Source organism: Acuticoccus yangtzensis (genome assembly GCF_001927245.1).
Lineage (GTDB): Bacteria > Pseudomonadota > Alphaproteobacteria > Rhizobiales > Amorphaceae > Acuticoccus > Acuticoccus yangtzensis.
Genome location: NZ_MJUX01000003.1, coordinates 409,478 through 433,758, shown reverse-complemented (window position 1 = coordinate 433,758; position 24,281 = coordinate 409,478). Strand labels below are relative to the sequence as shown.

Annotated in this window: 25 protein-coding genes; 7 read left to right on the top strand and 18 right to left on the bottom strand. The window is 68.6% G+C overall.

All coding sequences use genetic code 11. The features are described 5' to 3' along the window. Positions 1 to 7 precede the first annotated feature (7 nt). The gene (locus BIX52_RS11230; RefSeq protein ID WP_075221140.1) at positions 8 to 1,237 is read left to right on the top strand and encodes an amidohydrolase family protein; all 1,230 of its coding nucleotides are present in this window, start codon (positions 8 to 10) and stop codon (positions 1,235 to 1,237) included. 14 nt (positions 1,238 to 1,251) lie between these two features. Next, positions 1,252 to 2,460 (top strand): amidase, encoded by a 1,209-nt coding sequence (locus BIX52_RS11225; protein WP_205647800.1) that lies wholly within the window; start codon positions 1,252 to 1,254, stop codon positions 2,458 to 2,460. Between the two features lie 32 nt (positions 2,461 to 2,492). Here BIX52_RS11225 and BIX52_RS11220 read toward each other — a convergent pair whose 3' ends face one another. The 14 genes from BIX52_RS11220 to fabD all read right to left on the bottom strand — a co-directional run bounded on the left by BIX52_RS11220 (position 2,493) and on the right by fabD (position 18,345). Continuing rightward, complete coding sequence (locus tag BIX52_RS11220; protein ID WP_075221138.1) at positions 2,493 to 5,225, bottom strand: cation-translocating P-type ATPase; 2,733 nt, start codon at positions 5,223 to 5,225, stop codon at positions 2,493 to 2,495. A 173-nt stretch (positions 5,226 to 5,398) separates the two neighbouring features. Next, complete coding sequence (locus BIX52_RS11215; RefSeq protein WP_075221137.1) at positions 5,399 to 6,730, bottom strand: NAD(P)/FAD-dependent oxidoreductase; 1,332 nt, start codon at positions 6,728 to 6,730, stop codon at positions 5,399 to 5,401. A 136-nt stretch (positions 6,731 to 6,866) separates the two neighbouring features. Further along, entirely contained in the window at positions 6,867 to 8,180 is a 1,314-nt protein-coding gene (gene glnT / locus BIX52_RS11210) for a type III glutamate--ammonia ligase (RefSeq protein WP_075221136.1), read from the bottom strand. Between the two features lie 42 nt (positions 8,181 to 8,222). Next, positions 8,223 to 9,542 (bottom strand): FMN-binding glutamate synthase family protein, encoded by a 1,320-nt coding sequence (locus BIX52_RS11205; RefSeq protein ID WP_075221135.1) that lies wholly within the window; start codon positions 9,540 to 9,542, stop codon positions 8,223 to 8,225. Between the two features lie 7 nt (positions 9,543 to 9,549). After that, on the bottom strand, positions 9,550 to 10,233 hold the full coding sequence (locus BIX52_RS11200; protein WP_075221134.1) for a GltB/FmdC/FwdC-like GXGXG domain-containing protein: 684 nt from the start codon (positions 10,231 to 10,233) through the stop codon (positions 9,550 to 9,552). Then, entirely contained in the window at positions 10,233 to 11,126 is an 894-nt protein-coding gene (locus tag BIX52_RS11195) for a class II glutamine amidotransferase (RefSeq protein ID WP_075221133.1), read from the bottom strand. The genes BIX52_RS11200 and BIX52_RS11195 overlap by 1 nt, the downstream gene beginning before the upstream one ends. 87 nt (positions 11,127 to 11,213) lie before the next feature. Next, positions 11,214 to 11,954 (bottom strand): helix-turn-helix domain-containing protein, encoded by a 741-nt coding sequence (locus BIX52_RS11190; RefSeq protein ID WP_083660170.1) that lies wholly within the window; start codon positions 11,952 to 11,954, stop codon positions 11,214 to 11,216. Between the two features lie 38 nt (positions 11,955 to 11,992). Next, complete coding sequence (gene gmk, locus BIX52_RS11185) at positions 11,993 to 12,631, bottom strand: guanylate kinase (protein ID WP_075221132.1); 639 nt, start codon at positions 12,629 to 12,631, stop codon at positions 11,993 to 11,995. Next, positions 12,628 to 13,518 carry a YicC/YloC family endoribonuclease gene (locus tag BIX52_RS11180; RefSeq protein ID WP_075221131.1) on the bottom strand — a complete coding sequence of 297 codons (891 nt, stop codon included), beginning with the start codon at positions 13,516 to 13,518 and terminating at the stop codon, positions 12,628 to 12,630. Before BIX52_RS11180 ends, gmk begins: the two co-directional genes overlap by 4 nt. 5 nt (positions 13,519 to 13,523) lie before the next feature. Continuing rightward, a complete protein-coding gene (mltG, locus tag BIX52_RS11175; RefSeq protein ID WP_208990393.1) occupies positions 13,524 to 14,699 on the bottom strand; it encodes an endolytic transglycosylase MltG in 1,176 nt (391 codons plus the stop codon). 14 nt (positions 14,700 to 14,713) lie between these two features. After that, the gene (fabF, locus tag BIX52_RS11170) at positions 14,714 to 15,970 is read right to left on the bottom strand and encodes a beta-ketoacyl-ACP synthase II (protein ID WP_075221130.1); all 1,257 of its coding nucleotides are present in this window, start codon (positions 15,968 to 15,970) and stop codon (positions 14,714 to 14,716) included. A gap of 39 nt (positions 15,971 to 16,009) precedes the next feature. Then, positions 16,010 to 16,249 carry an acyl carrier protein gene (locus tag BIX52_RS11165; RefSeq protein ID WP_075221129.1) on the bottom strand — a complete coding sequence of 80 codons (240 nt, stop codon included), beginning with the start codon at positions 16,247 to 16,249 and terminating at the stop codon, positions 16,010 to 16,012. A gap of 411 nt (positions 16,250 to 16,660) precedes the next feature. Continuing rightward, a complete protein-coding gene (gene fabG, locus BIX52_RS11160) occupies positions 16,661 to 17,395 on the bottom strand; it encodes a 3-oxoacyl-ACP reductase FabG (protein ID WP_075221128.1) in 735 nt (244 codons plus the stop codon). Then, on the bottom strand, positions 17,395 to 18,345 hold the full coding sequence (gene fabD / locus BIX52_RS11155) for an ACP S-malonyltransferase (protein WP_075221127.1): 951 nt from the start codon (positions 18,343 to 18,345) through the stop codon (positions 17,395 to 17,397). The genes fabG and fabD overlap by 1 nt, the downstream gene beginning before the upstream one ends. A 377-nt stretch (positions 18,346 to 18,722) precedes the next feature. On the opposite strand from fabD, the gene rpsF reads away from it, so the two are divergent. The 5 genes from rpsF (at position 18,723) to BIX52_RS11130 (ending at position 22,482) form a co-directional block, all read left to right on the top strand. Further along, positions 18,723 to 19,211 (top strand): 30S ribosomal protein S6, encoded by a 489-nt coding sequence (gene rpsF / locus BIX52_RS11150; protein ID WP_075221126.1) that lies wholly within the window; start codon positions 18,723 to 18,725, stop codon positions 19,209 to 19,211. Continuing rightward, positions 19,211 to 19,459, top strand: a complete 249-nt coding sequence (gene rpsR / locus BIX52_RS11145) for a 30S ribosomal protein S18 (protein WP_075221125.1) — start codon at positions 19,211 to 19,213, stop codon at positions 19,457 to 19,459. The genes rpsF and rpsR overlap by 1 nt, the downstream gene beginning before the upstream one ends. A 108-nt stretch (positions 19,460 to 19,567) precedes the next feature. After that, a complete protein-coding gene (gene rplI, locus BIX52_RS11140) occupies positions 19,568 to 20,155 on the top strand; it encodes a 50S ribosomal protein L9 (RefSeq protein ID WP_075221124.1) in 588 nt (195 codons plus the stop codon). 227 nt (positions 20,156 to 20,382) lie between these two features. Beyond that, on the top strand, positions 20,383 to 21,627 hold the full coding sequence (locus BIX52_RS11135) for an SAM-dependent methyltransferase (protein WP_075221123.1): 1,245 nt from the start codon (positions 20,383 to 20,385) through the stop codon (positions 21,625 to 21,627). 69 nt (positions 21,628 to 21,696) lie between these two features. Beyond that, on the top strand, positions 21,697 to 22,482 hold the full coding sequence (locus tag BIX52_RS11130; RefSeq protein WP_075221122.1) for a class I SAM-dependent DNA methyltransferase: 786 nt from the start codon (positions 21,697 to 21,699) through the stop codon (positions 22,480 to 22,482). Between the two features lie 26 nt (positions 22,483 to 22,508). Here BIX52_RS11130 and BIX52_RS11125 read toward each other — a convergent pair whose 3' ends face one another. From BIX52_RS11125 to flaF, 4 genes are all read right to left on the bottom strand, one after another. After that, positions 22,509 to 22,775: a flagellar biosynthetic protein FliQ gene (locus BIX52_RS11125; RefSeq protein ID WP_075221121.1), complete on the bottom strand. Its 267-nt coding sequence runs from the start codon at positions 22,773 to 22,775 to the stop codon at positions 22,509 to 22,511. 2 nt (positions 22,776 to 22,777) lie between these two features. Beyond that, positions 22,778 to 23,182 (bottom strand): flagellar hook assembly protein FlgD, encoded by a 405-nt coding sequence (flgD, locus tag BIX52_RS11120; protein ID WP_075221120.1) that lies wholly within the window; start codon positions 23,180 to 23,182, stop codon positions 22,778 to 22,780. 90 nt (positions 23,183 to 23,272) lie between these two features. Further along, positions 23,273 to 23,923 carry a flagellar biosynthesis repressor FlbT gene (flbT, locus tag BIX52_RS11115; RefSeq protein WP_205647799.1) on the bottom strand — a complete coding sequence of 217 codons (651 nt, stop codon included), beginning with the start codon at positions 23,921 to 23,923 and terminating at the stop codon, positions 23,273 to 23,275. Beyond that, positions 23,920 to 24,270 (bottom strand): flagellar biosynthesis regulator FlaF, encoded by a 351-nt coding sequence (gene flaF / locus BIX52_RS11110; protein WP_083548535.1) that lies wholly within the window; start codon positions 24,268 to 24,270, stop codon positions 23,920 to 23,922. Before flaF ends, flbT begins: the two co-directional genes overlap by 4 nt. Positions 24,271 to 24,281: the final 11 nt, after the last annotated feature.

The following is a 24,281-nucleotide window of genomic DNA, read 5'->3' as shown; positions in this document are numbered from 1 at the left end:
GACCATCATGGACCTGATCCTGAAGGATGCCCGCCTGCCGGGCGACCCCGCCACCAGCGTGGACATCGGCATCGACGGCGGCAAGATCGCCGCGATCGAGACGGGCCTTGCCGCCGACGGTGAGACGCTGGACCTCTCCGGCCGCCTCGTCACGCCAGGCTTCGTCGAAACCCACATCCACCTCGACAAGTCGTGCATCCTCGACCGCTGCGCCTCCAAGAAGGGCGATCTGCCCGAGGCGATCAGCGAGGTTGCCAAGGCCAAGGCGGGGTTCACGCCCGAGGACGTCTACGCCCGCGGCTCCAAGACGCTGGAGAAGTGCATCCTCCAGGGCACCACCCACATGCGCACCCAGCTCGAGGTGGACCCCGGCATCGGCCTCCGCGGCTTCGAGGGCGTGATGGCGCTCATCGCCGACTACAAGTGGGCCATCGACATCGAGATCTGCGTCTTCCCGCAGGAGGGGATGACCAACAATCCCGGCACCGAAGAGCTGATGGTGGAGGCGATGAAGAAGGGCGCCAAGGTCGTCGGCGCCGCGCCTTATACGGACACGGATCCGAACGGCCAGATCGACCGCGTTTTCGCCATCGCCCGCGAGTTCGACGCCGACATCGACATGCACCTCGACTTCGGCACCGACACCTCGGTGCTCGACCTCGACTATGTGTGCAGGAAGACCGAGGAGTTCGGGCGCGGCGGGCGCGTCGCCATCGGCCACGTGACCAAGCTCGCCTATGCCGATCCCGCCATGATGGCCGCCGTCGGCAAGCGCATGGCGGACGCGGGCGTGGCGCTCACCGTGCTTCCGGCCACCGACCTCTTTCTGATGGGCCGCGACCGGACCGAGGGGCGCACCCGCGGCGTCGCCCACGCCCACGAGCTGCTGCACCACGGGGTGAACTGCTCGCTCTCCACCAACAACGTGCTCAACCCGTTCACCCCGTTCGGCGACTGCTCGCTGATCCGCATGGCCAACCTCAACGCCAACATCTGTCACGTGGGCGCGGCGGGCGACATCGTGGAGTGCTTCAACATGGTGACGAGCCGGTCGGCCAAGCTGATGAACATCGCCGATTATGGGCTGGAGCCGGGCAAATCGGCCGACCTCGCGGTGATCGACTGCGCCAGCCAGCACACTGCGGTGTCCGAGCTCGCACCGGTGCTTTATGCCTTCAAGCGCGGCAGGCGCACGTTGACGCGCCCTGTCGCCGAAATCCACCGCCCGGCCGCCTGAGGATGAATTCGACCGTGACCACCGCCCGCCCGCCCGCATCGGGCGCCGACAAGGCCGCCCTCGGCGCGTTCTGCCAGGACAATGACGTGACCCTCGCCCCGACCGGCGATGGCCCGCTTTCCGGCCTCACCTTCGCGGTGAAGGACGTCTACGACATCGAAGGCACCACCTGCGCCAACGGCCAGCCCCTGTGGCTGACGACGCACGGCCCGGCGACGACGACCGCGCCCGCCGTGGCGCGCCTCCTCGCCGCGGGCGCGTCCTGCGAGGGGCGCACCATCTGTGACGAGATGTGCTACTCGCTGACCGGCGAGAACGTGCATTATGGGACGCCGCTCAACCCCGCCGCGCCGGACTGTGTGCCGGGCGGCTCGTCCTCCGGGTCCGCCTCGGCGGTGGCGGGCGGCGTGGTCGACTTCGCCCTCGGCACCGACTGCGGCGGCTCCATCCGCACCCCGGCGAGCTATTGCGGCATCTGGGGCATGCGGCCGACCCACGACCGCATCCCGCTGACCGGCATCGTCCCCTTCGCGCCGAGCTTCGACACCGCAGGCTGGTTCGCGCGCGATGCGGCGACCCTCGCCCTCGTCGGCGCGGTGCTGATGGGCGACGACGCTCCCGCCGTCCCGCTCACCCGCCTCGTCGTGGCGGACGACGCCTTCGCCGCGCTGGAGCCTGCCGTGGCCGAGGCGCTCGCCCCCGCCCTCGCCCGCGTCCACGCTGTACTCGGCTCCGGCGAGAGCGTGACGGTGGCGGGCGACGGCCTCGCCTCATGGTCGGCCACCTTCCGCGTGGTCCAGGGCGGCGAGATCTGGGTGAATTGCGGGCCGTGGGTGGAGGCCAACGCACCGCAATTCGGCCCCGGCGTCGCCGACCGTTTCGCCACCGCCGCGGCGATCCCCGCCGACGCCATAGCCAAGGCGAAGGGCGAGCGCGCCGCGATCGTGAAGCGCATCTGCGAGGTGGTCACGCCGGGCACCGTTCTGGTGATGCCGACCGTGCCGCGCACCGCCCCGCCCAAGGGCGGCGAGGTGGCCGACGTGGAAGTCGCCTACCGCCACGCGGCGATGAACCTCCTGTGCGTCGCCGGTCTCGCCGGCCTGCCGCAAATCTCGATGCCGCTCGCCAGCCACGAGGGAAAGCCGCTCGGCCTTTCCATCATCGGCCCGCGTGGCACCGACCGTGCGCTTCTGACGCTCGCCGAGGCGATCGCCGCCGCCTGACGGAACGGCGCGGCCGTGACCCGGCCGCGCTTCTAAAGAACGCGGATGCCGAACAGCTCCTTCAGGCCCGACAGCACCAGGGTCGGCAGCGCGGCGAACAGGAAGGCCTGCGCCAAGTGTGAGGCGTCGATCGCCACAGTGCCCAGGACGAGTTGGGCGGGCGCGGCGTAGATGGTGCCGATGGAGAGCGCGGAAGACAGCGCCACCGCGCCGAGCAGAACCGGATTGGTCAGCGGGTTCTTGCCGAACAGCGTCGTCAGTGAGCGCGCGTCGAAGATGTGCCAGAGCTGGGCGAAGATGAGCGTGGCGAAGGCCATCGTCTGCGCATAGTCCACCGCGTGCCCCTGCCACAGCGCGGTCTGGAACACCCAGAAGGTCACCGCCCCCAGCACAAGGCCGCGGATGAGGATGCGCTCCTTCAGCCCGCCGGCGAAGATGTTCTCGCCCCGCCCGCGCGGCTTGCGGCGCATCACGTCGGGCTCGGCCGGCTCCACGCCGAGCGCGAGCGCCGGGATGCCGTCCGACACCAGGTTGACCCACAGGATCATCAGCGGCGTCAGTGGCAGCAGCGGCGCTGCCCCCATCAGCACGAAGGCGAACAGGATCGTCGACACCTCGGCCACGTTGGCCGTCAGCGCCTGGCGGATGAACTTCCTCAGATTGTCGTAGATCCGCCGCCCCTCGCGCACCGCGCCGACGATGGTGGAGAAGTCGTCGTCCAGCAGGATCAGCGCGGCGGAATCCTTGGCGACCGAGGTGCCGGTGATGCCCATGGCGATGCCGATGTCCGCGCTCTTCAGCGCCGGGGCGTCGTTGACCCCGTCGCCGGTCATCGCTGCCACCTCGCCGCGCGCCTGCATCGCCTTGACGATCCTGAGCTTGTGCTCCGGCGTCACCCGCGCGAACACGGCCGCGTGGGGGACGATGGCGGCGAGCGCCTCGTCGCTCATCGCGTCGAGGTCGGCGCCGGTGTGGACGGTCTCGCCCTGCCCGCCGATGATGCCGATCTGCCGGGCAATGGCCTCCGCCGTCGCCGCGTGGTCGCCGGTGATCATCACCGTGCGCACACCGGCGCTGCGGGCCTCGGCCACCGCGGCCGCCACCTGCGGACGCGGCGGATCCATGATGCCGTGGATCCCGGCGAGGACGACGTCGTGCTCGTGGTCGGCGTCGTGTGGGGCGGTGTCGTCAACCGGGCGGTAGGCGACGGCGAGAGTGCGCAGCGCATCGGCGCCGAAGCCCGCCACCACCGCCTCGATCTCGTCACGCCGGGCGTCCGTCAACTCCACCTCCTCGCCGCCGATCCGCACGCGGGTGGCGCGCTTCAGGATCACGTCCGGCGCGCCCTTCGCGACCAGCACCCGCGCGCCTGACGGCATCCGCATGAGGACGCTCATCATTTTGCGCGAGGAGTCGAACGGGAAGGCGTGGACGGTGTCGTGCCGTGCGGCCTTCAGCGCCGCGCGGCTGATGCCGGCCTTGGCGGCGGCGACCACTAGCGCCCCCTCTGTCGGATTGCCCTCCACGGCTGGGCGCCCGTCCGCCGCCGTGAGCCGCGCCTCGTTGCAGTAGGCGGAGATCATCAGCATGCGGCAGAGGTCGGACCCGTCCTCCACGGCGCACGGTGTCCCGGCGGGGTTCAGAAAGTCGCCGTGCGGGTCGAAGCCTTCGCCGGTCACCGTGTAGGTGGTCCCGCCCGCCCACAGGCGCATCACCTGCATCTGGTTCTGCGTCAGCGTGCCGGTCTTGTCCGTGCAGATGACGGATGTGGTGCCCAGCGTCTCCACCGAGGAGAGGCGCCGCACCAGGGCATGGCGCGAGGCCATCGCCTGCGAGCCCAAGGTCAGCACGATGGTGACGATGGTGGGCAGCCCCTCCGGGATCGCCGCCACGGAGAGCGAAATCGCCGTGTTCAGCATCTCCAGCGCGTTCATGCCGTTTCTGAGGCCGATGGCGATGACGATGGCGACCACCACGAGTGCGGCGAACATGAGCATGCGCGACAGGCTCTCGATGCGCGTCTGCAGCGGCGTTTTCGGCTCCTTGGCCGCCGCCATCAGCCCGGCGATGGCGCCCACCTCCGTCGCCATGCCCGTGGCGGTGACGAGGCCGGTCCCCGTGCCGCTCGCGACCAGGGTGGACATGAAGCCCATGTTGACCCGCTCCGCGAGGACGGTGTCCGCCGAGCAGAGGGCGTCCGCGTCCTTGTCGGCGGGCTCACTCTCGCCGGTCAGCGCCGCCTCGTCGATGGCGAGGCGGTTGGCGGCGGTGAAGCGCAGGTCGGCCGGCACGATGTCGCCCGCCTTGAGGCGCACCACGTCGCCCGGCACCAGGGTGCGCGCGGGCACCTCGTGCCACGCCCCGCCGCGGCGCACGGTGGCGCGCGGGGCGGCCATGCCCTTCAGCGCGGCGATGGACCGTTCCGCCTTCCACTCCTGCCAAAAGCTGATCAGCGCATTGAGGATGACGATGACGAAGATCGCCGCAGCGTCGACCATATGGCCGGTGTAGGCGGAGATCGCCGCGCCGACGAGGAGGATGACGAGGAGCGGGCTGCGGAACTGGCGCAGGAAGAGGACGAGTGGGGGAACCGCCTTCGCCTCCGCCAGCGCGTTGGGGCCGGTGGCGACGAGGCGGCGGGCCGCTTCGTCCTCGCTCAGCCCTTCCGCAAGGTCACTCTTCAGCGCGGCGGCGACCTCCGCGGCGCTGACGTGACATGGTGCGGGCCCCTCGCCGCTGTCCGGCCGGCCGATCTGGCGCTGCATCGTGTCCCCCTTCCGCCGGCATCGCGTGCCGGTGCGGGCGGACGCCCGACCGCCCGCCGGACCGCACGATGCAGGGTTCGTGCAGGATGCGCAGCGACCAGGGTCAAACGCCCATGCGGTGCCGCGCCGCACCCCGCCCCCTGCCCGGCGCGGCCGGAGCGCTTATCGGAGTGTCAGACGCCGGTGAGCGGGACGATCGGCGAGCCGTCGAAGAAGCGCGAGAGGCGGAAGGCGGCCGGGTCGACGAACGGCTTCGCGCCTGTTGCAAGGTCCGCCGCCAGCCGCCCGCCCGCCGGGCCGAGGCCGAAGCCGTGGCCGGAGAAGCCGGTGGCGATGGTGAGGCCCGGCCGGCTCTCCACGGTGGAGATGACCGGCACCGCATCGGGTGTCGCGTCGATCATTCCGGCCCAGCGCTGCGCCACCTCGGCCTTGTGCAGGGCCGGGATCGCCTCTTTCGCGGCGGCGAAGGCGCGGTCGGTCATGCGCCTGTTGGGCTTGGGGTCCAGAATGCGGATCTCCTCGAACGGGCTTTCCGTGTTCGGGTCCCACGGGGCGAACTCCTTCAGCTCGCGCCAGAAGCGCGGGCCGAGGCGCGGGCGGAGCTGCCGCCACTCCATCTTCGCAACGGGCAGGAACTTGCCGAAGAAGCGGAAGGAATCGGGCGTCAGGTCGAAGTCGTTGGCGACGAGGGTGGAGATCGTGTAGCCGCCGTCCGCGCGCTTGCGGACCGAGAAGTTGGGGCCGCGGATCGTCACCTCAGGCCCGTCATCCACCGGCGTCGTGCGCATGACGGAGTTGGTGACCTTGAGCTGCGGCAGCGTCACGCCCGCCTGATGCAGCAGGAGGCGCGACCACGCCCCGCCGGCCACCACGACGGACGACGCACGCACCTGCCCGTGCTCGGTGATGACGCCCTTGACCACGCCGCCCTCGATGTCGAGCGCGCGCACCGCGCAGCCGGTCATCACCGTGCCGCCCTTGGCGGTGACGGCGCGGGCAACGGCGGGGGCGGCCTTCTGCGGCTCGGCCCGCCCGTCGTGCGGAGCGTAGATGCCGCCATTGTGGGAAAAGTTCAGCCCCGGCAGCAGACGGTCCACGGTCTCCCGGTCGACGCGCTCGATGCGGGTCTGGCGGCCTTCGACATTCTCCAGCCAGGCGGTGTCCGCCGCCTCGTTGGCGGCGCTGTAGAACGGCACGACCACGCCGCACTGGGTGTAGCCGGTGTCCGCTCCGACGCGCTCGGACAGCCCCTCCCAGATTTTGATCGAGGCCATCATCAGCTCGATCTCGCGCGGGTCGCGGCGGGCGAGGCGCACCCAGCCCCAATTGCGGCTCGACTGTTCGCCGGCGATGATCCCCTTCTCGCACAGCACCACCTTGTGGCCCCGCTCGGCCAGCTCCAGCGCGGTGGTGGTGCCGATGATGCCGCCGCCGACGACGACCACATCCGCCTCGGATGGCAGACTGGTGGCGCTGGTGACGGGGTCGGGTGTGGGTCCTGGCACGTATGGCCTCCTTCGCGCGGTCTGCGCGGGCCGCGATTGGCGGCCAGTTCAACGGCATCGGGCGGCGCTCCACCGGGGGCGCCGCCCTTTCAAGTCCGCGCGTCACCGTCGCCGGTGTGCGGCCGGTTGTCGAGCGTCAGATGTCGAGGGAGGTCGCCCGTTCCCACTCGGTGAAGTGGCGCGAATAATCGTTCCACTCCTGATGCTTCAGCTTCAGGTAGGCGGTCGAGACCTCGGTGCCGAGCGCCTCCTGCAGCGCGGTGTCCGCCTCGAACGCCCGCAGCGCGTCGAGGAGGTTGAGCGGCAGCTTCACGCCGTCCGCCAGATGGCCTTCTGTGTACATGTTGATGTCGCTGCGGGGACCCGGATCGGCCTTCGCGGCAAGGCCCGAAAGCCCTGCGGCAATGGCGACCGCCTGGAAAAGGTACGGGTTCGCCGCACCGTCCGGCAGGCGCAGCTCGAACCGGCCCGGCCCGGGAACGCGCACCATGTGGGTGCGGTTGTTGCCGGTCCACGTCACCGTGTTCGGCGACCATGTGGCGCCCGAGACGGTAACCGGGGCGTTGATGCGCTTGTAGGAGTTCACCACCGGATTGGTGATCGCTGTCAGCCCCTTGGCGTGGGCCGTGATGCCGCCGAGAAAATGCTTGCCGTCCGCCGACAGCCCCAGATCCGCCGCAGGATCGGCGAAGCGGTTGGCGCCCGCCTCGTCCCACACCGAGACGTGCATGTGGCATCCGTTGCCGGTGAGGCCCTGGAACGGTTTCGGCATGAAGGTCGCGCGCAGGCCGTGCTTCTCGGCGATCGACTTGACCATGAACTTGAAAAAGGAATGGCGGTCCGCTGTGACCAGCGCGTCGGCGAACTCCCAGTTCATCTCGAACTGGCCGTTGGCGTCCTCGTGGTCGTTCTGGTACGGCCCCCAGCCGAGCGCCAGCATCCCGTCGCAGATCTCGGCGATGATGTCGTAGCGCCGCATCAGCGCCTGCGCGTCGTAACAGGGTTTGGACGCGGTGTCGGCAGGGTCGGAGATCGCCTTGCCGTCCGGCGTGACGAGGAAGAATTCGGCCTCGATGCCGGTCTTCACCGTCAGCCCCTCGGCGGCGGCCTTGGCGAGCACCTTGCGCAGCACGTTGCGCGGCGCCTGGGCCACCTCGGCATCGTTCATCACCGGGTTGGCCGCCACCCAGGCGACCTCGGGCTTCCACGGCAATTGGAACACCGCGGCGGGATCGGGCACGGCCAGCATGTCCGCGTCCGCCGGGGTCATGTCGAGCCAGCTCGCGAAGCCCGCGAAGCCGGCGCCGTCCGCCTGCATGTCACCGATCGCCGCCGCCGGGACCAGTTTGGCGCGCTGCCCGCCGAAGAGGTCCGTGTAGGAGATCATGAAGTACTTGACCTTGTTGTCCGCGGCGTAGGCGGCAAGGTCCACGGCGTCAGGCTTCGTCACATGTCTCTCCAGTCGGGCGGGGGATTGCGCGGCGGGACGGCCTCAGAAGCGGGTCTTCCCGGGGATCCAGTCCGTGCCAGCAAGAGGCACGCCAGCCATGGCCGCCGCCTCGATGGTCAGCGCCACGAGGTCTTCCGGCTCCATGTTGTGGACGTGGTTGTGGCCACAGGCGCGGGCGATGGTCTGCGCCTCCATGGTCATCACGCTGAGATAGTTGGCGAGGCGCCGCCCAGCCGCGACGGGGTCCAGCCGCGCGGCAAGCTCCGGATCCTGCGTGGTGATGCCGGCCGGATCGCGGCCCTCGTGCCAGTCGTCATAGGCGCCGGCGGTGGTGCCGAGCGCCTGATAGTCGGCCTCCCACTTCGGGTCGTTGTCGCCGATCGCGGTCAGCGCGGCCGAGCCGATAGAAACGGCGTCCGCGCCCAGTGCCAGCGCTTTGGCCACATCGGCGCCGGAGCGGATGCCGCCGGATATGACGAGCTGCACCTCGCGGTGGACGCCGAGGTCCTGCAGCGCCTGCACCGCGGGGCGGATCGCCGCCAATGTCGGCAGGCCCACGTTCTCGATGAACACCGCCTGCGTCGCCGCGGTGCCGCCCTGCATGCCGTCGAGCACCACGACGTCGGCGCCCGCCTTCACCGCCAGCGCGGTGTCATAATAGGGCCGCGACGCGCCGACCTTGATGAAGATCGGCACCTGCCAGTCGGTGATCTCGCGCAGCTCGGTGATCTTGATGGCGAGGTCGTCCGGCCCGGTCCAGTCCGGGTGGCGGCAGGCGGACCGCTGGTCGATCCCCTCGGGAAGCGTGCGCATGGAAGCGACGCGGGCAGAAATCTTCTGGCCCAGCAGCATGCCGCCGCCGCCGGGCTTTGCGCCCTGCCCGACCACGACCTCGATGGCGTCGGCCCGGCGAAGGTCGCGCGGGTTCATGCCGTAGCGCGACGGGAGGAGCTGGTAGACGAGGCGCTCGGAGTGGCCGCGCTCCTCGTCCGTCATGCCGCCGTCGCCGGTGGTGGTGGAGGTTCCCGCCAAGGTGGCGCCGCGCCCCAGCGCCTCTTTCGCGGGGCCGGACAGCGAGCCGAAGCTCATCCCGGCGATGGTGATCGGGATCTTCAGGTGTATCGGCTTTTCGGCGTAGCGGCTGCCGAGCATCACGTCCGTGTCGCAGCGCTCGCGGTAGCCCTCCAAGGGATAGCGCGACATGGAGGCGCCCAGCACCAGAAGGTCGTCGAAATGCGGGACCTTGCGCTTCGCCCCGCCGCCGCGAATGTCGTAGATGCCGGTGGCGGCGGCGCGGCGGATTTCGGCTTGGGTATAGTCGTCGAAGGTGGCCGAGAACTGCGGCGGCGTTTTCGTGGTCATGGCGGCCTCAGTAGGCGTCGGCGTGATCGACGTTGAAATGGTAGAGCTTGCGGGCCGAGCCGTAGCGCTTGAAGCTCGCCGGGTCGGCATCGAAGCCAGCCTTTGCGAGAAGGCCGGCGAGGGTCGCGATGTGCGCCTCGTCCATCTCCTTCCGGATGCAGTCGGCGCCCAGACTCTTCACGGTGCCGCGCACGAAAAGCTCGGCCTCGTAGATGGAATCGCCCAGCCCGTCGCCCGCGTCGCCGAGCACGACGAGGTGCCCCGCCTGGCCCATGAAGGCGCTCATGTGGCCGACATTGCCACCGACCACGATGTCGACGCCCTTCATGGAGATGCCGCAGCGGGATGACGCGTTGCCCTCGATCACCACCAGCCCGCCGTGCCCGGTGGCGGCGGCATATTGGCTGGCGTCGCCCTTCACGCGAACGGTGCCGGACATGATGTTTTCGGCAAGTCCCGGCCCGGCCGATCCCTCGATGGTGATCGTCGCCGCCTCGTTCATGCCGGCGCAGTAGTAGCCGACATTGCCCTTCACCGTGATGTCCACCGGTTGGTTGACGCCGACCGCGACGGCGTGGGCGCCGCGCGGGTTGAGGATCTCCCAGGCGGTGCGGTTGTCGCCGTCCGCGATGCCGTGGAGGGCGCGGTTGAGATCCCGCAGCGGCTGGGCCGCCAGGTCGAAGCTGGTCATCAGTGCGTCCAGAAATAGCTGGTGGCGGGCTCCGGCTCCCACACGCGCGCGGTGTCGATGCCGGGCAGCATCACCATGGCGCGGTATTCGGAGCCGATCGCCACGTAGTCGTCGGTCTCTGCCAGTACGGCGGGCTTGCAGGCGATCGGGTCGCGCAGCACGCCGAAGCCGGTCTTGGTGGCGACGACGAAGGTGTAGAAGCCGTCCAGATCGCGGATGCCGGCGTCGAGCGCTTCGCCGAGGCCGAGCCCGCCGGCCATCTTGTGCGTCAGGTAGGCGGCGGCGACCTCGGTGTCGTTCTCGCTGCCGAAGGCGATGCCCTCGCGCTTCAGGACGCGGCGCAGGTTGTTGTGGTTGGACAGCGAGCCGTTGTGGATCAGGCACTGGTCGGCGCCGGTGGAGAACGGGTGCGCGCCCACGGTGGTGACGGCCGACTCGGTCGCCATGCGGGTGTGGCCGATGGCGTGGGTGCCGCTCATCCCGGCGATGCCGAAGCGCGCCGTCACGTCGGCGGGGAGCCCGACCTCCTTGTAGATCTCCATCGCCTCGCCGCGGGACATCAGCGTCACCTCCGGCGCAATGGTGGCGAGCGCATGAAACGCGTCGTCGGCCGCGTCCTCGGCGAGCTTCAGCACGGCGTGGGTGTCGCGCGGGGCGACCTTCACCTTCGCGCCGATCGCCTCGGCAAGACGGGCGGCAAGCGCGTCCCAATCCGCCCCGGCCTCGGCGCGCACGGTGAGCTTCACCTTCCCGGCCTTGGCGGGGTCGTAGATGGCGATCCCCGCGCTGTCGGGTCCGCGGTCGGTGAGGACGGCGAGCATGGCCGCCGTCATCGCGCCGAGGTCGCCCGAAAGCTTGGAATTTTTAAGAAAGAGTCCGACGACACCGCACATGCGATCCCCTCCGATGGTGGAGAAGGATATAGCAGCGCCCGGCGACGCCATCAACTCACAGGAAACATTATTTCCTATGAGTTCTCGCTAGCCGGGATCGGCGCCGCGGTAGGAGATGATCGACAGGTAGCGGATGGGCAGGCTCACCAGCTCTTCGGGGCCGTGCTGGGCGTCGGCGTCGAAGAACAGGCTGTCGCCGGGGGTCATGCGGTAGAGCATGTCGGCGTGGCGGTAGACGACCTCGCCCTCAAGCATGAACAGGAATTCCACACCCTCGTGCTGGAAGGCGGGGAAGACGTCCGAGGTTTCCGAAAGGGTGATGAGATAGGGCTCGACGGTGACGCCGGCGGAGGTCTGACCGAGGTGGCCGAGGAGGTTGTACTGGTGCCCTGCACGGGTGCCGCGGCGGTCGACGTCCACCCCCTCCCCGGCTTTCACGAAGACGGCGGCGCGGGCCTCCTCGAAGCGGCGGAAGAAGGCCGTCAGCGGCACCCCCAGCGCGCGCGAGAGGGACTGCAGCGTGGTGAGCGAGGGCGAGGTCTGGCCGTTCTCGATCTTGGAGAGCATCCCGACCGAGATGCCGGTCTTGGCGGCGAGTTCCGCGGCGGTGATGCCGAGGCGGCCGCGGCTGGCCCGCACCTCGCGGCCGATGGCGACTTCAAGGTTGCGCTCGCGCGGATCGCTGACGGCGTGGGGGTCCTGGTCCAGCGCGGGACGTGGGGCGTTTGGCGGCCCGTCCCGTGTGAGGCGTTGCGCCTGGCCGTCCTGCGCCTGCCCGGCCCGTCGAGGCGTGGGCGCGGTATCACCGGGGTCGGTCCGTTTCGCCATGCACTCCCCCTCGCCGGCGCCGTGCCGGGACGGACTGTCTAGAGCGCGGCGACGATCCCGTCCACGAACGCTTCCACGCCCGTCATCCGGCGGCGGCGCAGGCGCTCGGCGTTGAGGATGGCGGTGACGCCGGCGAGCGCGGTTTCGAGCTCGTCGTTCACCACCACATAGTCGTAGTCGCTGAAGTGGACGAGCTCCTCACGCGCGTTGGTCAGGCGGCGCAGGATGGTGGCCTCGTTGTCCTCGGCACGGCGCACCAGGCGGGCGTGCAGCTCCGGCCCGGACGGCGGCAGCACGAAGATCGACACCACGTCGTCCGGCATCGCACCGTTGATCTGCTCGGCGCCCTGCCAGTCGATATCGAACAGGACGTCCCGCCCGTCCGACAATGCGGTCTCCACCGGGTCGCGCGGGGTGCCGTAGCAATTGCCGTGAACCTCGGCCCACTCCAGAAGCTCGCCGCGCTCGCGCATGCGCTCGAACTCGCGCATGGTGACGAAGTGGTAGTGGACACCGTCCACCTCGGACGGGCGCTTGGCGCGGGTGGTGACGGAGATCGAGAGGGACAGGTTGCGGTCCTTGTCGAGCAGCAGGCGCGACAGGGTGCTCTTGCCCGCGCCGGACGGCGAGGACAGGATGACCAGGAGGCCGCGCCGGGGGAGTTGGCGTGCGGTCATTCCAGGTTTTGCACCTGCTCGCGCATCTGCTCCACCACAGCCTTCAGCTCCAGCCCCATGGCGGTGACCGCGTGGTGGGGCGACTTGGCGCAGATGGTGTTGGTCTCGCGGTTCAGCTCCTGGGCCAGGAAGTCCAGCCGGCGGCCGACGGGGCCGCCCTCGGCCAGAAGCTCGCGCGCGGCGGCGATGTGGGCGGACAGGCGGTCCAACTCCTCGCGCACGTCGGCGCGGGTGGCGATCAGCGCCGCCTCCTGATGTAGTCGCTCCTCCGACAGTGACTGTCCGGAGAGAAGCGCCGCGATCTGCCGGTCCACGCGCGCCTTGATGGTCTCCACCTTGCGCTCGGGATGCTCGTCGATATAGCCGCGGATGCGGTCCATATCGTCGAGCTGGCCCAGGATCATCGGCACGATGCGGGCGCCTTCAGCCTGCCGCTCGGCGGTCAGATCGCCGATCAGAAGGCCGATGACCTCGGTCAGCACCTCGGTGGGCAGGACGGTCTCTTCCTCGCTGGCGGTCTCGATCACGCCTTTGAGCGCCAGGAGCCCATCAGCGCGGGGCGCGGCGACGGAGCCGCACTCGGCAAGGGACTGGATCGCGTCGATGTAGGCAGCGAGCTGCTCGTGGTTGACCGTGTAGCGGGCCGGGGCTTCACCGCGGCGGAAGGTCAGCGTCATCGCGATGTTGCCGCGCCGGAAGGCGGCGGCGATCATGCGGCGGATTTCCGGCTCGTGACGGTCGAGCCCGGCCGGAAGGCGGATCCGCACATCGAGCGAACGTCCGTTGACCGAACGGACGTCCATCTGCCAGCCGATCCCACCCGTCTCGCCTTCGCGGCTTGCAAAGCCCGTCATGGACTGGATGGGGGCCGTCTCGCGCTGAGCCATGATCCCTACTCTGTCGGTCCGGTGCCGGCGGCCCGGCGCTCTGCTTCGATCTGCCGCCATCGCGCGACGTTGCGCTGATGCTCGGCATAGGTTTCGGCGAACACATGGCCACCGGTGCCGTCGGCGACGAAGAAGAGGTCGTTCGTCTCGGTCGGGTGCGCCGTCGCCTCCATGGCGGCAAGGCCCGGATTGGCGATCGGCCCCGGCGGCAGCCCGTTGATCTGATACGTGTTGTAGGTGTTCGGGCGGGCCTTCTCGCTGGCGGTGATGACGCGGCTGCGCGTCCACGCCTCGCCGCCATAGAGGCCGTAGAGGATCGTCGGGTCAGTCTCCAGCCGCATGCCCTGCCTGAGCCGGTTGACGAAGACGCCGGCGACATGGGCACGCTCGCCGGACATCCCGGTCTCCTTCTCGACGATGGACGCGAGGATGACGAGCTCTTCAGGCGTGTCGAGCGGCAGGTCCGGATCGCGCTCGGCCCAGACGCGCTCGAGCGCGCGGGATTGGGCGGTCTGCATGGTCTCGATGAGGCGGGCGCGGGTCATGCCGCGGGTGAGGCGGTAGGTGTCGGGCATCAACGAGCCCTCGGGCGGCACCGCCTCGACCGGGCCGGTCAGAATGTCGTTATCGAGCATCCGCTGCACGATCTGCAGCGAGGAGAGGCCCTCGGGGAAGGTGATCTGGTGCTGGATGACGTCGCCCGAGGCCAGGCGCGCCATGACCTCCTGCATCGTCGAGCCGGCGGGGATCAGATATTCGCCGGCCTGGATGCGGCCCGCGGCGCCGGTCGCGCGGGCGGCGGCGAGGAAGACGTATTGGTTGGAGATGATCCCCTGCTGCTCCAGCCCCTGGGCGATGAACTGAAGCGCCGACCCGCGCTCGATGAGGATGGCGACATCCTGATCCAGCGGGCCGGGCGCGGTGAACATCTTCTGCCCCACGACGAGGCCGGCGATGCCCGCGGCGACACCGCCGACGAGGACGAAGAGAACCATGTTCGCGAGGAGGACGAGGGGATGGCGCGCCGCCCGTGAGCGGCGCTTGCGGGGCGCATCATCACCCTTGTTGCGGCGACCTCTGCCGCCGTGGACCAGAGGCTCGGGACGCCGGGAGCGGCGCCCGCCTTGTTCCGGCAGATCGGCGGCCTTCGACTTGCCGCCCTTTGGGCCTCGCTTAAACACGGACTAACTCCCCGTCAGACGCGGCGGAAGACGAGCGAAGCGTTGGTCCCGCCGAACCCGAAGGAGTTCGAGAGGACGACGTCGATTTTCTTTTCCTTGGCGGTGTGCGGAACGAGATCGATGGCCGTGTCGACGGACGGATTGTCGAGGTTGATCGTCGGCGGGGCCACCTGATCGCGCATGGCGAGCAGGCAGAAGATCGCCTCCATCGCCCCGGCCGCGCCCAGAAGATGGCCGGTGGCCGACTTGGTCGAGCTCATGGTGAGGCCGCCGATGTCGTTGCCCATCACCCGCGTCACCGCGTTCAGCTCGATCTCGTCGCCGAGCGGGGTCGAGGTGCCGTGGGCGTTGACATAGTCGATCTCGCCCGGTGCGATCTTGGCCCGTTTCAGGGCCGCCATCATCGAGCGGTAGCCGCCGTTGCCGTCGGCCGCCGGGGCGGTGATGTGGTGGGCGTCGCCCGACAGGCCGTAGCCGATCACTTCACCGTAGATCTTGGCGCCGCGCTTCTTGGCGTGCTCGTATTCTTCGAGCACCACCACGCCGGCGCCTTCGCCGATCACGAAGCCGTCGCGGTCCTTGTCGTAGGGCCGGGACGCGCTGGTCGGATCGTCGTTGAAGCTGGTGGACAATGCGCGGCAGGCGGCGAAGCCTGCGAGCGCCAGCCGGTTCACCGTGGCTTCGGTGCCGCCGGCGACCATCACGTCCGCATCGTCGAGGGCGATCATGCGGGCCGCGTCGCCGATGGCGTGGGCGCCGGTGGAGCAGGCCGTGACCACCGCGTGGTTGGGGCCGCGGAAGCCGTAGCGGATCGACACCACGCCGGACGCCATGTTGATGAGCGCGCCGGGGATGAAGAAGGGCGAGATGCGGCGGGGCCCCTTCTCTTCGAGCTGCGTGGAGCAGACGTCGATGAGGTTGAGGCCGCCGATGCCGGACCCGATCAGGACGCCGGTGCGGTCCCGGTCTTCCTCTTCGGTGGGCTTCCAGCCGGAATCGGCGATGGCCTCGTCGGCCGCCGCGGACGCGAAGACGATGAATTCATCGAACTTGCGCTGATCCTTGGCATCCATCGTCTGCGACGGGTCGAACTCGCCCGGTCCGGTGCCACGCGGCACCTGGCAGGCGATCTTCGAAGGAAGATCGTCCGTCTTGAACTTCGTAATCGCCGAAGCTCCAGACTTGCCCGCAACGATTTTCTCCCAGGACGCCTCAATCCCATTTCCCATGGGGTTGACCGTCCCGAGCCCGGTCACAACGACACGACGCACTATGCCACTCCGCCAATCCGACTTAAATTGTGAGGCGGGTTACGCCGTCGCGTTCTTGTCGAGGAACTTGATCGCGTCGCCGACCGTGAGGATGGTCTCGGCCGCGTCATCGGGAATCTCGACGCCGAACTCTTCTTCGAACGCCATCACCAGCTCGACCGTGTCGAGAGAATCGGCACCCAGATCGTCGATGAAGCTCGCATCCTCGGTGACCTTGTCACGCTCGACGCCGAGGTGCTCGACGACGATCTTCTTCACACGTTCTGCCGTGTCGCTCATTGGAAGTCCTTCTAAACCTGATGGGCCGTGTTGCGGGCCGCTGAGATGGTGTCGGTCGCGGCGGAGCGCGTGACGGGAGAGAGAGGGCGACGGATCCGACGCCCCCGAATTGCCGGTGCCGGTATCACACCTTTTTGCCGTTTGAAAAGCGCCAGCCGGCCGGCGAGGGATGGGTCGAGCGTTTTCCCTGAATTTCCATACAACGAAAATGCCCAGCCCGAAGCGTCCGGCCCGTCTTCGGCGTGGATAACTCATCCGTTTCCAAACCGCTGGTGTCCGAACGCTCAAAAAGCGTAACGCCGTTGAAACATGGGGCCTCAGCCGGACGGCATCGGCCCCATGGCACCGGCGTCAGAAGCCCCTTGTTCGGGAGCCTCCTCTTCAGAAGCCCCCTCTTCAGAAGCTCCCTGGTCAAAAGCCCATGAACATGCCGCCGTTGACGTGGATCGTCTGGCCGGTGACATAACGCGCTTCGTCGGAGGCGAGATAGACGACCGCTCCGGCAATGTCCTTAGGGTCACCCAGCGTGCCCATGGGGATCACGCCGAGCATCATCTGCCGCGCCTCCTCGCTCATCGCATCGCTCATCTTGGATGTGATGAGGCCGGGTGCAACCATGTTTGCCGTAATATTGCGGCTGGCCACCTCACGCGCCATCGACTTGGTGAAGCCGGTGAGGCCCGCCTTGGCGGCCGCATAGTTCACCTGCCCCATGTTGCCGATGGAGCCGACACCGGAGCCGATGGTGACGATTCGGCCCCAGCGGCGCTTCAGCATGCCGCGCATCAACCCGCGCGACAGGCGGAAGGCGGAGACGAGGTTGACCTCGATGACGGCGTCGAAGTCGTCGTCCTTCATGCGCATCATGAGCTGGTCGCGCGTGATGCCGGCATTGTTGACGAGGATGTCGATGGGGCCGGCCTTCTCGGCCTCGCTCGCCAGCGTGTCGACGGCGGCGCGGTCGGCCATGTCGCAGCCGAAGGCGGCCTTGGCGCCCAGCGTCTCGGCCGCGGCATCGGCCCGCTCCTGGGTGGAGCCGGTGACGATGATGGCGGCGCCCTGGGCTTTCAGGGCCGCCGCGGTGGCGCCGCCGATGGCGCCCGTCGCGCCGGTGATCAGCGCGGTCTTGCCGGAAAGGTCGAACATCACGCCGCCGCCACCCAGTTCTCGGCCATCGCCTTCACGTCGTCGGGGGTGTTCACCACCATGGTCACAAGCTCTTTGTCGATCCGTTTGGAGAGGCCGGCAAGCACTTTACCTGCGCCGATCTCGGCCTGCGTCGTCACGCCCAGGCTTGCGAACTTGGCGACCGATTCGCGCCAGCGCACCCGCTCCGTCACCTGCCGCACCAGGCTCGCCTTGATGGCGGCGGGGTCGCTCAGGAGCTCCAGCGAAACGTTGGCGAGCACGGGGACTGCCGGAGCCTTGAGGTCGACGGTGGAGAGCGCATCGGCCATCGCTTCGGCGGCCGGGGCCATCAGGCGGCAGTGGAACGGCGCGCTGACCGGAAGCAGCATCGGCCGCCGCGCGCCCTTCTCCTTGGCGATGGCGACGGCGCGCTCCACGGCGGCGAGGCTGCCGGAGACGACCACCTGGCCGGGGGCGTTGTCGTTGGCAACGTCGCACACTTCCTCGCCCTCGGCGGCGAGGCGGGCGACCTCCTCGGCGGTCTCCATGTCGAGACCGAGGAGCGCGGCCATGGCGCCCTCGCCCGCCGGAACCGCGGTCTGCATCGCCTCGCCGCGCAGGCGAAGGAGGCGCGCGGCGTCGGCGATGGAGAGCGCGCCGGCGGCGGCGAGCGCGGAATATTCGCCCAGCGAGTGGCCTGCGACGAGGCGCGCATCGGCGACGCGGACCCCTTCGGCCTCGAGCGCGCGCATCGCGGCGAGGCTGACGGCCATCAGTGCGGGCTGGGTGTTGGCGGTGAGGCGCAGAGCCTCTTCCGGCCCCTCGAAGATGAGATGAGAGAGCTTTTCGCCCAGAGCGTCGTCCACCTCTTCGAACACGCGGGCGGCTGCCGGGTAGGCGTCATGGAGCAAGCGGCCCATGCCGACGGACTGGCTGCCCTGCCCCGGAAAGGTAAACGCAAAGGTCATGGTGTGATTGGCTGCTCAATGTTGAGGCGGCTCATGGCCGACAAGTGGGCGCACTCACACCATGCGCGGCGCGCCCGTCAAGATGCGCTGCACAATGAAATGACGGTTGGACGACATTTTCTCCCTTGATTTTATCCGTCCCCGCTTGATTTCCGCGCCCGAACTGGCCCATATGCGCGCTCGCTCAACGTTGGCCTGGGGCTGAACGGCGGGTGCGTCTCACGCACTCGGAGCGCGGTGCGTCAATTCTCCGCGTCTTCGTCCGCCCGTGTCCCTGCTCGCGAAGGTCGAGGCGCCCTCACCGGCACTTCGACGAGGCTTTGCGCCAACGCTTGATGCGCCCTGCCGATGGTCGGCGGGGAATTAGAGGACGCAACATGCCTTTATACGAGACCGTGTTCCTGGTCCGCCAGGACGTGTCCGGTCAGGCTGTCGACGAGCTCGTCGAGCAGTACAAGACCGTTCTGAGCGAGAATGGCGGCTCCGTCGGCCGCGTGGAGAACTGGGGCCTCAAGACCCTCTCCTATCGCATCAACAAGAACCGCAAGGCGCACTTCGCGCTGATGGACATCGAGGCTCCCTCCGCCGCCGTGCAGGAGATGGAACGCCAGATGCGCCTCAACGAAGACGTTCTGCGCACGCTCACCATCAAGGTGGACGAGCACGAGGACGGCCCCTCCGTCATGAAGCAGAAGCGCGATCGTGACGATCGCCGCCGCCGCGAGCGCGGTGAGCGCGACGAGGGCGGCGAAGGCGGCGGTTTCCGCGGCGACCGTGATCGCGGCGACCGTGGTGATCGTGGCGATCGGGGTGATCGCGGCGAACGTGGTGGCGAGCGCGGTGAGCGCTTCCGGGAGAACGCATAATGGTTGATATCGCCCAGCTTCCGACCCGCCGCCCCTTCTTCCGCCGCCGCAAGACGTGCCCCTTCTCGGGCCCGAACGCGCCGCGGATCGACTATAAGGACGTGAAGCTCCTGCAGCGCTACATCTCCGAGCGCGGCAAGATCGTCCCCTCGCGCATCACCGCGGTCTCCGCGAAGAAGCAGCGCGAGCTGTCGAAGGCCATCAAGCGCGCGCGCTTCCTCGGCCTGCTGCCCTACGTCATCAAATAATCTTCCCCGCCGGTGGAGCCTTTCCACCGGCACCATCTGGGGCGCGGCACCGCCGGCCTCTAACCGCCACGATCTCGGATCGGGGGCGGGACAGATAGGACAAAGACGATGCAAGTCATTCTTCTGGAGCGCGTCCCCAAGCTGGGCGAGATGGGCCAGGAAGTGCGCGTGAAGGACGGGTTCGCCCGCAACTTCCTTCTCCCCCAGGGCAAGGCCCTGCGCGCCAACCGCGACAACCGCGCCAAGTTCGAGGCCCAGAAGGCGGACCTCGAGGAGCGCAACGCGGAACGCCGTGACAGCGCCGAAGCCGTCGGCAAGCGCGTCGCCGGGAAGACCTTCGTGGCGATCCGCCAGGCCGGCCAGACCGGCCAGCTCTACGGCTCGGTGTCCACCCGCGACATCGCCGACGTTCTCGCCAACGAGGGCTTCAGCGTCGAGCGCCGCCAGGTCGACCTCGGCACCCCAATCAAGGCCATCGGCCTGCACGAGGTCACCCTCGTCCTCCACCCGGAGGTGATCGTTCCGGTGACCATCAACGTCGCCCGCTCCGCCGACGAAGCGGAGCGCCAGGCCAAGGGCGAAGACGTCCTCGCCGAGCGTTACGACGACGATGATGACGACGACTACGAGGACGAGGCCGACGCCCCCGAGGCGGACGCCGAAGTCCCCGGCCTCGGCGACCAGCCCGACGTCTGATCCAAGCCGCGGCGCCACGGGGCTCTTCCCGCACCACGCCGCCTCATTCGATCGCCACGACCACCCCGGCACACGCTGCCGGGGTGGTTTTTTCGTTTTTGAAGGCCGTTCGTTTTTGACTGGATTGTTTAGGAGGCCGCACCATGTGCAATGGCACGGATAATCTGTCGCAGGCGGGTCCCCGGCCTTCGTGAAGGAGCCTTTTCCGCCTGGGTAGGAGAAGCGCGATGAACCCAATTCTGAACCGGCTTCTGCGCAGCGTCGTGCGCCAAGGCAACCTCAAAGTCATCGATACCGCGGGCGTGACGCATCGATATGGCGACGGCAGCGGCCCGCCCCACACGATGACGCTCGACAGTCCCAAGGTCGAACGGGCGTTGATCGGCAATCCCGAGCTGACCCTCGGCGAGACCTACATGAACGGTGAATGGTCGCTCACAGAGGGCCATCTCACCTCGCTCCTCGTGATGCTGATGCGCAACTTCGAGGCGACCGGCCAGTCCCGCCTCGCCCACATCCTGCGCAAGGCGACACGCCGTTGGCACCAGCACAACACCGCCCGCGCGGCGCGCCACAATGCCAGCTACCACTACGATGTCGGCAACGAGATCTACCGCCTCTTCCTCGACGAGGACTGGCAATATTCCTGCGCCTACTTCCCGCACTTCGACATGTCTTTGGAGGAGGCGCAGCGGGCGAAGAAGCGGCACATCGCCGCCAAGATGCTGCTGAAGCCCGGCCAGAAAGTGCTCGACATCGGCTGCGGCTGGGGCGGCATGGGGCTCTACCTCGCCGAGATCACCGGGGCGGACGTGGTCGGCATCACGCTGGCCGACAAGCAGGCCGAATACGCCTGCGCGCGCGCGGCCGAGGTGCCCAACGCCACCTTCCGCGTCCAGGACTATCGCGCCGTCTCCGAAACCTTCGACCGCATCGTGTCGGTCGGCATGTTCGAGCATGTGGGCGTCGGCTACTATGACGAATATTTCAAGACCTGCGCGCGGCTGTTGAAGGACGATGGCGTGGCGGTGATCCACTCCATCGGCCGCACCGGCGAGCCCGGCTCCACCAACCCGTTCATCGAGCGCTACGTTTTTCCCGGCGGCTACATCCCGTCCCTCTCGGAAGTGCTGCCGGCGGTGGAGCGGGCGGGCCTCATCGTCACCGACGTGGAGATCCTGCGCCTGCACTATGCGGAGACGCTGAAGCACTGGTTGGAGCGCTTCACGGCGCGGCGCGCGGAGGCGGTGGCCTTGCGCGGCGAGACCTTCGCCCGCATGTGGGAGTTCTATCTGGCGGGCTCGGAGGCCAGTTTCCGCACAGGCGACATGATGGTGTTCCAGATTCAGCTTGCCAAGTCGATCGACACCGTGCCCCTGACACGCGACTACATCACCTCGGCCGAGCGCACGCTCGCCAACCGCGACCGCGTGGCGCCGTCCCAGCCCGCCCTCGTCGCCCGCAAGGGGTGACGGCGAGGGCCGCGGGCGGCGGCCTTCGACCCGCGTGGCCCCGGCCGCACAACGCATGAAAAGGACCCGATGAGCATCGACGAAGAGGCGCTGGGCGAAGCTTACGACGCCGCCCGCGCAGCGGAGGACTCAGGCGACATCGAAACCGCGGTGCAGCATTTCCTGCGCTGCCTGGAGATCGACCCGGACGACCATTGCGGCGTGGTGATGCGCCTCGCCCGCTACGGCCGCGCCACCCCCAAGGCCGCCCCGCCCTCCTACGTCGCCACCCTCTTCGGCCAGCACGCGGAGGAGTTCGACGACATCCTCGTCGGCGACCTCGGCTACGACGTCCCCGCCATCGCCCGGCGCCTCGCGGGCCCCTACGTCAATCCGCCGGCGCGCATGCTGGACCTCGGCTGCGGCACGGGCCTCGCCGGCGTGGCGTTCAAGGACGTGGCGATCGGGATCGTCGGCGTCGACCTCGCCGAAGAGATGCTGGACATGACCGACGAGCGCGGCGTGTACCAGGACCTCTACGTGGGCGAGGCGGTCAACTTCCTGGCGGAATGGGACGAGTCGCCGTTCGACCTCATCGTCGCGACCGACGTGTGGCCCTATCTCGGCGACCTGAAGCCCTTCGCCGCGGCGGCGCGGCCGTGCCTCACACCGGGCGGCCTGCTGGTCGCCTCCACCGAGCGCGCCGAAAGCGGCTGGCGCGTGACCGACACGCAGCGCTTCGCCCACGCCCCGGCTTATATCGCCGACACCTTCGGCGCCGCGGGGCTGACGCTGGTTGCCAGCGAGCCCGTCACCGTGCGCATGGAGGAAGGCGAGCCGGTGCCGGGCGACGTGTTCGTCCTGCGGCGCGACTGAGTAACGGCGGCGGCCGGCGCCGCCGGTCAGAAGCCGGTTTCGATCTTGCCGTAGATCTCTTCGGTCATGGCATAGATGTGCCCGCCGACGAAGCTGGCCGTCAGCGCCGCCACCACCAGAATGGCGATGATCTTCGGGATGAAGGTCAGCGTCATTTCCTGGATCTGCGTCAGCGCCTGCATCAGTGAGATCGTCACGCCGACCAGCATCGCCACGCCCACCACCGGGGACGAGGCGATGAGGACGGTGAAGATCGCCGACTGAACGAGGTCGATGGCATCAACTTCCGTCATGATCAGCGGATCGTCATGCCCTGGCCGAGCGTGATCACCGCCCCGTTGTCCAGGATGGCGATGTTGCCCTGAGAGGTGATCTGCACCTCGGTAACGACGCCGCTGGTCCCGTCACCGCTCGTCACGGTCCGGCCGATCAGCGATCCCGCATCACCCAGCGACTGGGCCGTCAGCATGGCCTGCAGGTTCTCGTTGGTGATGATGTTCTGCTCGACGTTCGAGAAGGTGGCGAGCTGGGCCACATACTCGGTGTCGTTCATCGGGTTCAGCGGGTCCTGGTTCTGCATCTGCGTCACCAGGAGCTGCAGGAAGGCGTCGTAGTCGAGCGACGACGGGCCGGAGGGCTGCAGCGCCGAGGTCTGGTTTGCCGTGTTGGTGCCGACGGCGCTGATGGGAGAGACGGACATGGCCTTGCTCCTTCAATGCGGAAAGTGCGGGCGATCAGGGACAGCGGGGGACAGGCCCGGCCGGCCCGGCGCTGCGGGAATGGGGCTGCGTCAATGGGAGAGACCGGCGGATGCGCGGCGCGGCTGGCCGACCGCTGCGAACGCGGCCTCGTCCATCGTCTCGGTGCCACTGCCGGCGGCGATCGGCTTGGGGATTTCGCCGCCCGTCGGAGCCGCCGCCTTGGCCGGAGCCTTCGGCAGCTCCGACACCGGAGCGGACGACTGGGCCGCGGCGTTCTGCACCCGGCTCGCCTCCAGTCCGGCCAGCACCTCGGTCTCCTCCGCGAACAGGCCGCGCAGGGTCTTCAGCGCATGGAAGGGCCGGTCGGACAGCACCTGGCGCACCGCCTCCAGAATGCCGCCGCGCAGTGTCTGCGAGCGGTAGATCTGGGTGACGTCGTGGGCCATCGCCTCGAACAGAGCGCGGCTGGCGGGGGCGTTGGCCGGATCCATCAGCATCGCCTGCACGGCGAAGTAGAGCTGGCGCATCGGCGTCTTGGTGTCTTCCACCTGGAGGACGTGGTTTTCCAGGAGGAAGGTCGCGTCGTTGAGCAGCTCCAGCGTCACCTTGCGGTCGACGCGCAGGACGGCACCATTCAAGAACAGTCGCTCACCTGCACGAAGCGAGATGTGCATCGGACGGGGGCTCTCGCGCCGGCCCTCGTCGGGCTGCGGGGAGCGTCGGTTGGTCGAGGCAGTCATGTGGCCAGTCCTTCGCGCACGGTTTTGTTGATCTCGATGAGGGGGGCCCAGTCGGTCTTCGACCCGCTGATGATCGCGTCGATGTCGCGGATGACCCACAGGCCGATGGAGATCAGGTTGCCCTTCAGTTCATCGGAAAGGTCGTTCGCGGGGTGCGACAGATCTTTGATCAGGTAGCCCCACAGGGTCTGAACGTGTCGGGCGGCGTCTCGCTTGCGTTCGAAATCGTCGGGGCGGGCCTGGGCAGCTTCCATGAGAGAGATGCCCCGGTCGAAGGCCTCTTTCTCCTGTTCGCGGCCCATTTCGCTGCCGCCCTGGATAACGTCCGCATAGATACTCGCCGTCAAAGGTCGCTCTC

Coding starts and splice junctions, on each gene's coding strand:
- BIX52_RS11230 (WP_075221140.1), top strand. CDS start 8: ATGGACCTGATCCTGAAGGATGCCCGCCTGCCGGGCGACCCCGCCACC.
- BIX52_RS11220 (WP_075221138.1), bottom strand. CDS start 5,225: ATGCAGCGCCAGATCGGCCGGCCGGACAGCGGCGAGGGGCCCGCACCA.
- BIX52_RS11205 (WP_075221135.1), bottom strand. CDS start 9,542: ATGACCACGAAAACGCCGCCGCAGTTCTCGGCCACCTTCGACGACTAT.
- BIX52_RS11200 (WP_075221134.1), bottom strand. CDS start 10,233: ATGACCAGCTTCGACCTGGCGGCCCAGCCGCTGCGGGATCTCAACCGC.
- BIX52_RS11195 (WP_075221133.1), bottom strand. CDS start 11,126: ATGTGCGGTGTCGTCGGACTCTTTCTTAAAAATTCCAAGCTTTCGGGC.
- BIX52_RS11190 (WP_083660170.1), bottom strand. CDS start 11,954: ATGGCGAAACGGACCGACCCCGGTGATACCGCGCCCACGCCTCGACGG.
- gmk (WP_075221132.1), bottom strand. CDS start 12,631: ATGACCGCACGCCAACTCCCCCGGCGCGGCCTCCTGGTCATCCTGTCC.
- BIX52_RS11180 (WP_075221131.1), bottom strand. CDS start 13,518: ATGGCTCAGCGCGAGACGGCCCCCATCCAGTCCATGACGGGCTTTGCA.
- BIX52_RS11165 (WP_075221129.1), bottom strand. CDS start 16,249: ATGAGCGACACGGCAGAACGTGTGAAGAAGATCGTCGTCGAGCACCTC.
- fabG (WP_075221128.1), bottom strand. CDS start 17,395: ATGTTCGACCTTTCCGGCAAGACCGCGCTGATCACCGGCGCGACGGGC.
- fabD (WP_075221127.1), bottom strand. CDS start 18,345: ATGACCTTTGCGTTTACCTTTCCGGGGCAGGGCAGCCAGTCCGTCGGC.
- rpsF (WP_075221126.1), top strand. CDS start 18,723: ATGCCTTTATACGAGACCGTGTTCCTGGTCCGCCAGGACGTGTCCGGT.
- rpsR (WP_075221125.1), top strand. CDS start 19,211: ATGGTTGATATCGCCCAGCTTCCGACCCGCCGCCCCTTCTTCCGCCGC.
- rplI (WP_075221124.1), top strand. CDS start 19,568: ATGCAAGTCATTCTTCTGGAGCGCGTCCCCAAGCTGGGCGAGATGGGC.
- BIX52_RS11135 (WP_075221123.1), top strand. CDS start 20,383: ATGAACCCAATTCTGAACCGGCTTCTGCGCAGCGTCGTGCGCCAAGGC.
- BIX52_RS11130 (WP_075221122.1), top strand. CDS start 21,697: ATGAGCATCGACGAAGAGGCGCTGGGCGAAGCTTACGACGCCGCCCGC.
- BIX52_RS11125 (WP_075221121.1), bottom strand. CDS start 22,775: ATGACGGAAGTTGATGCCATCGACCTCGTTCAGTCGGCGATCTTCACC.
- flgD (WP_075221120.1), bottom strand. CDS start 23,182: ATGTCCGTCTCTCCCATCAGCGCCGTCGGCACCAACACGGCAAACCAG.
- flbT (WP_205647799.1), bottom strand. CDS start 23,923: ATGACTGCCTCGACCAACCGACGCTCCCCGCAGCCCGACGAGGGCCGG.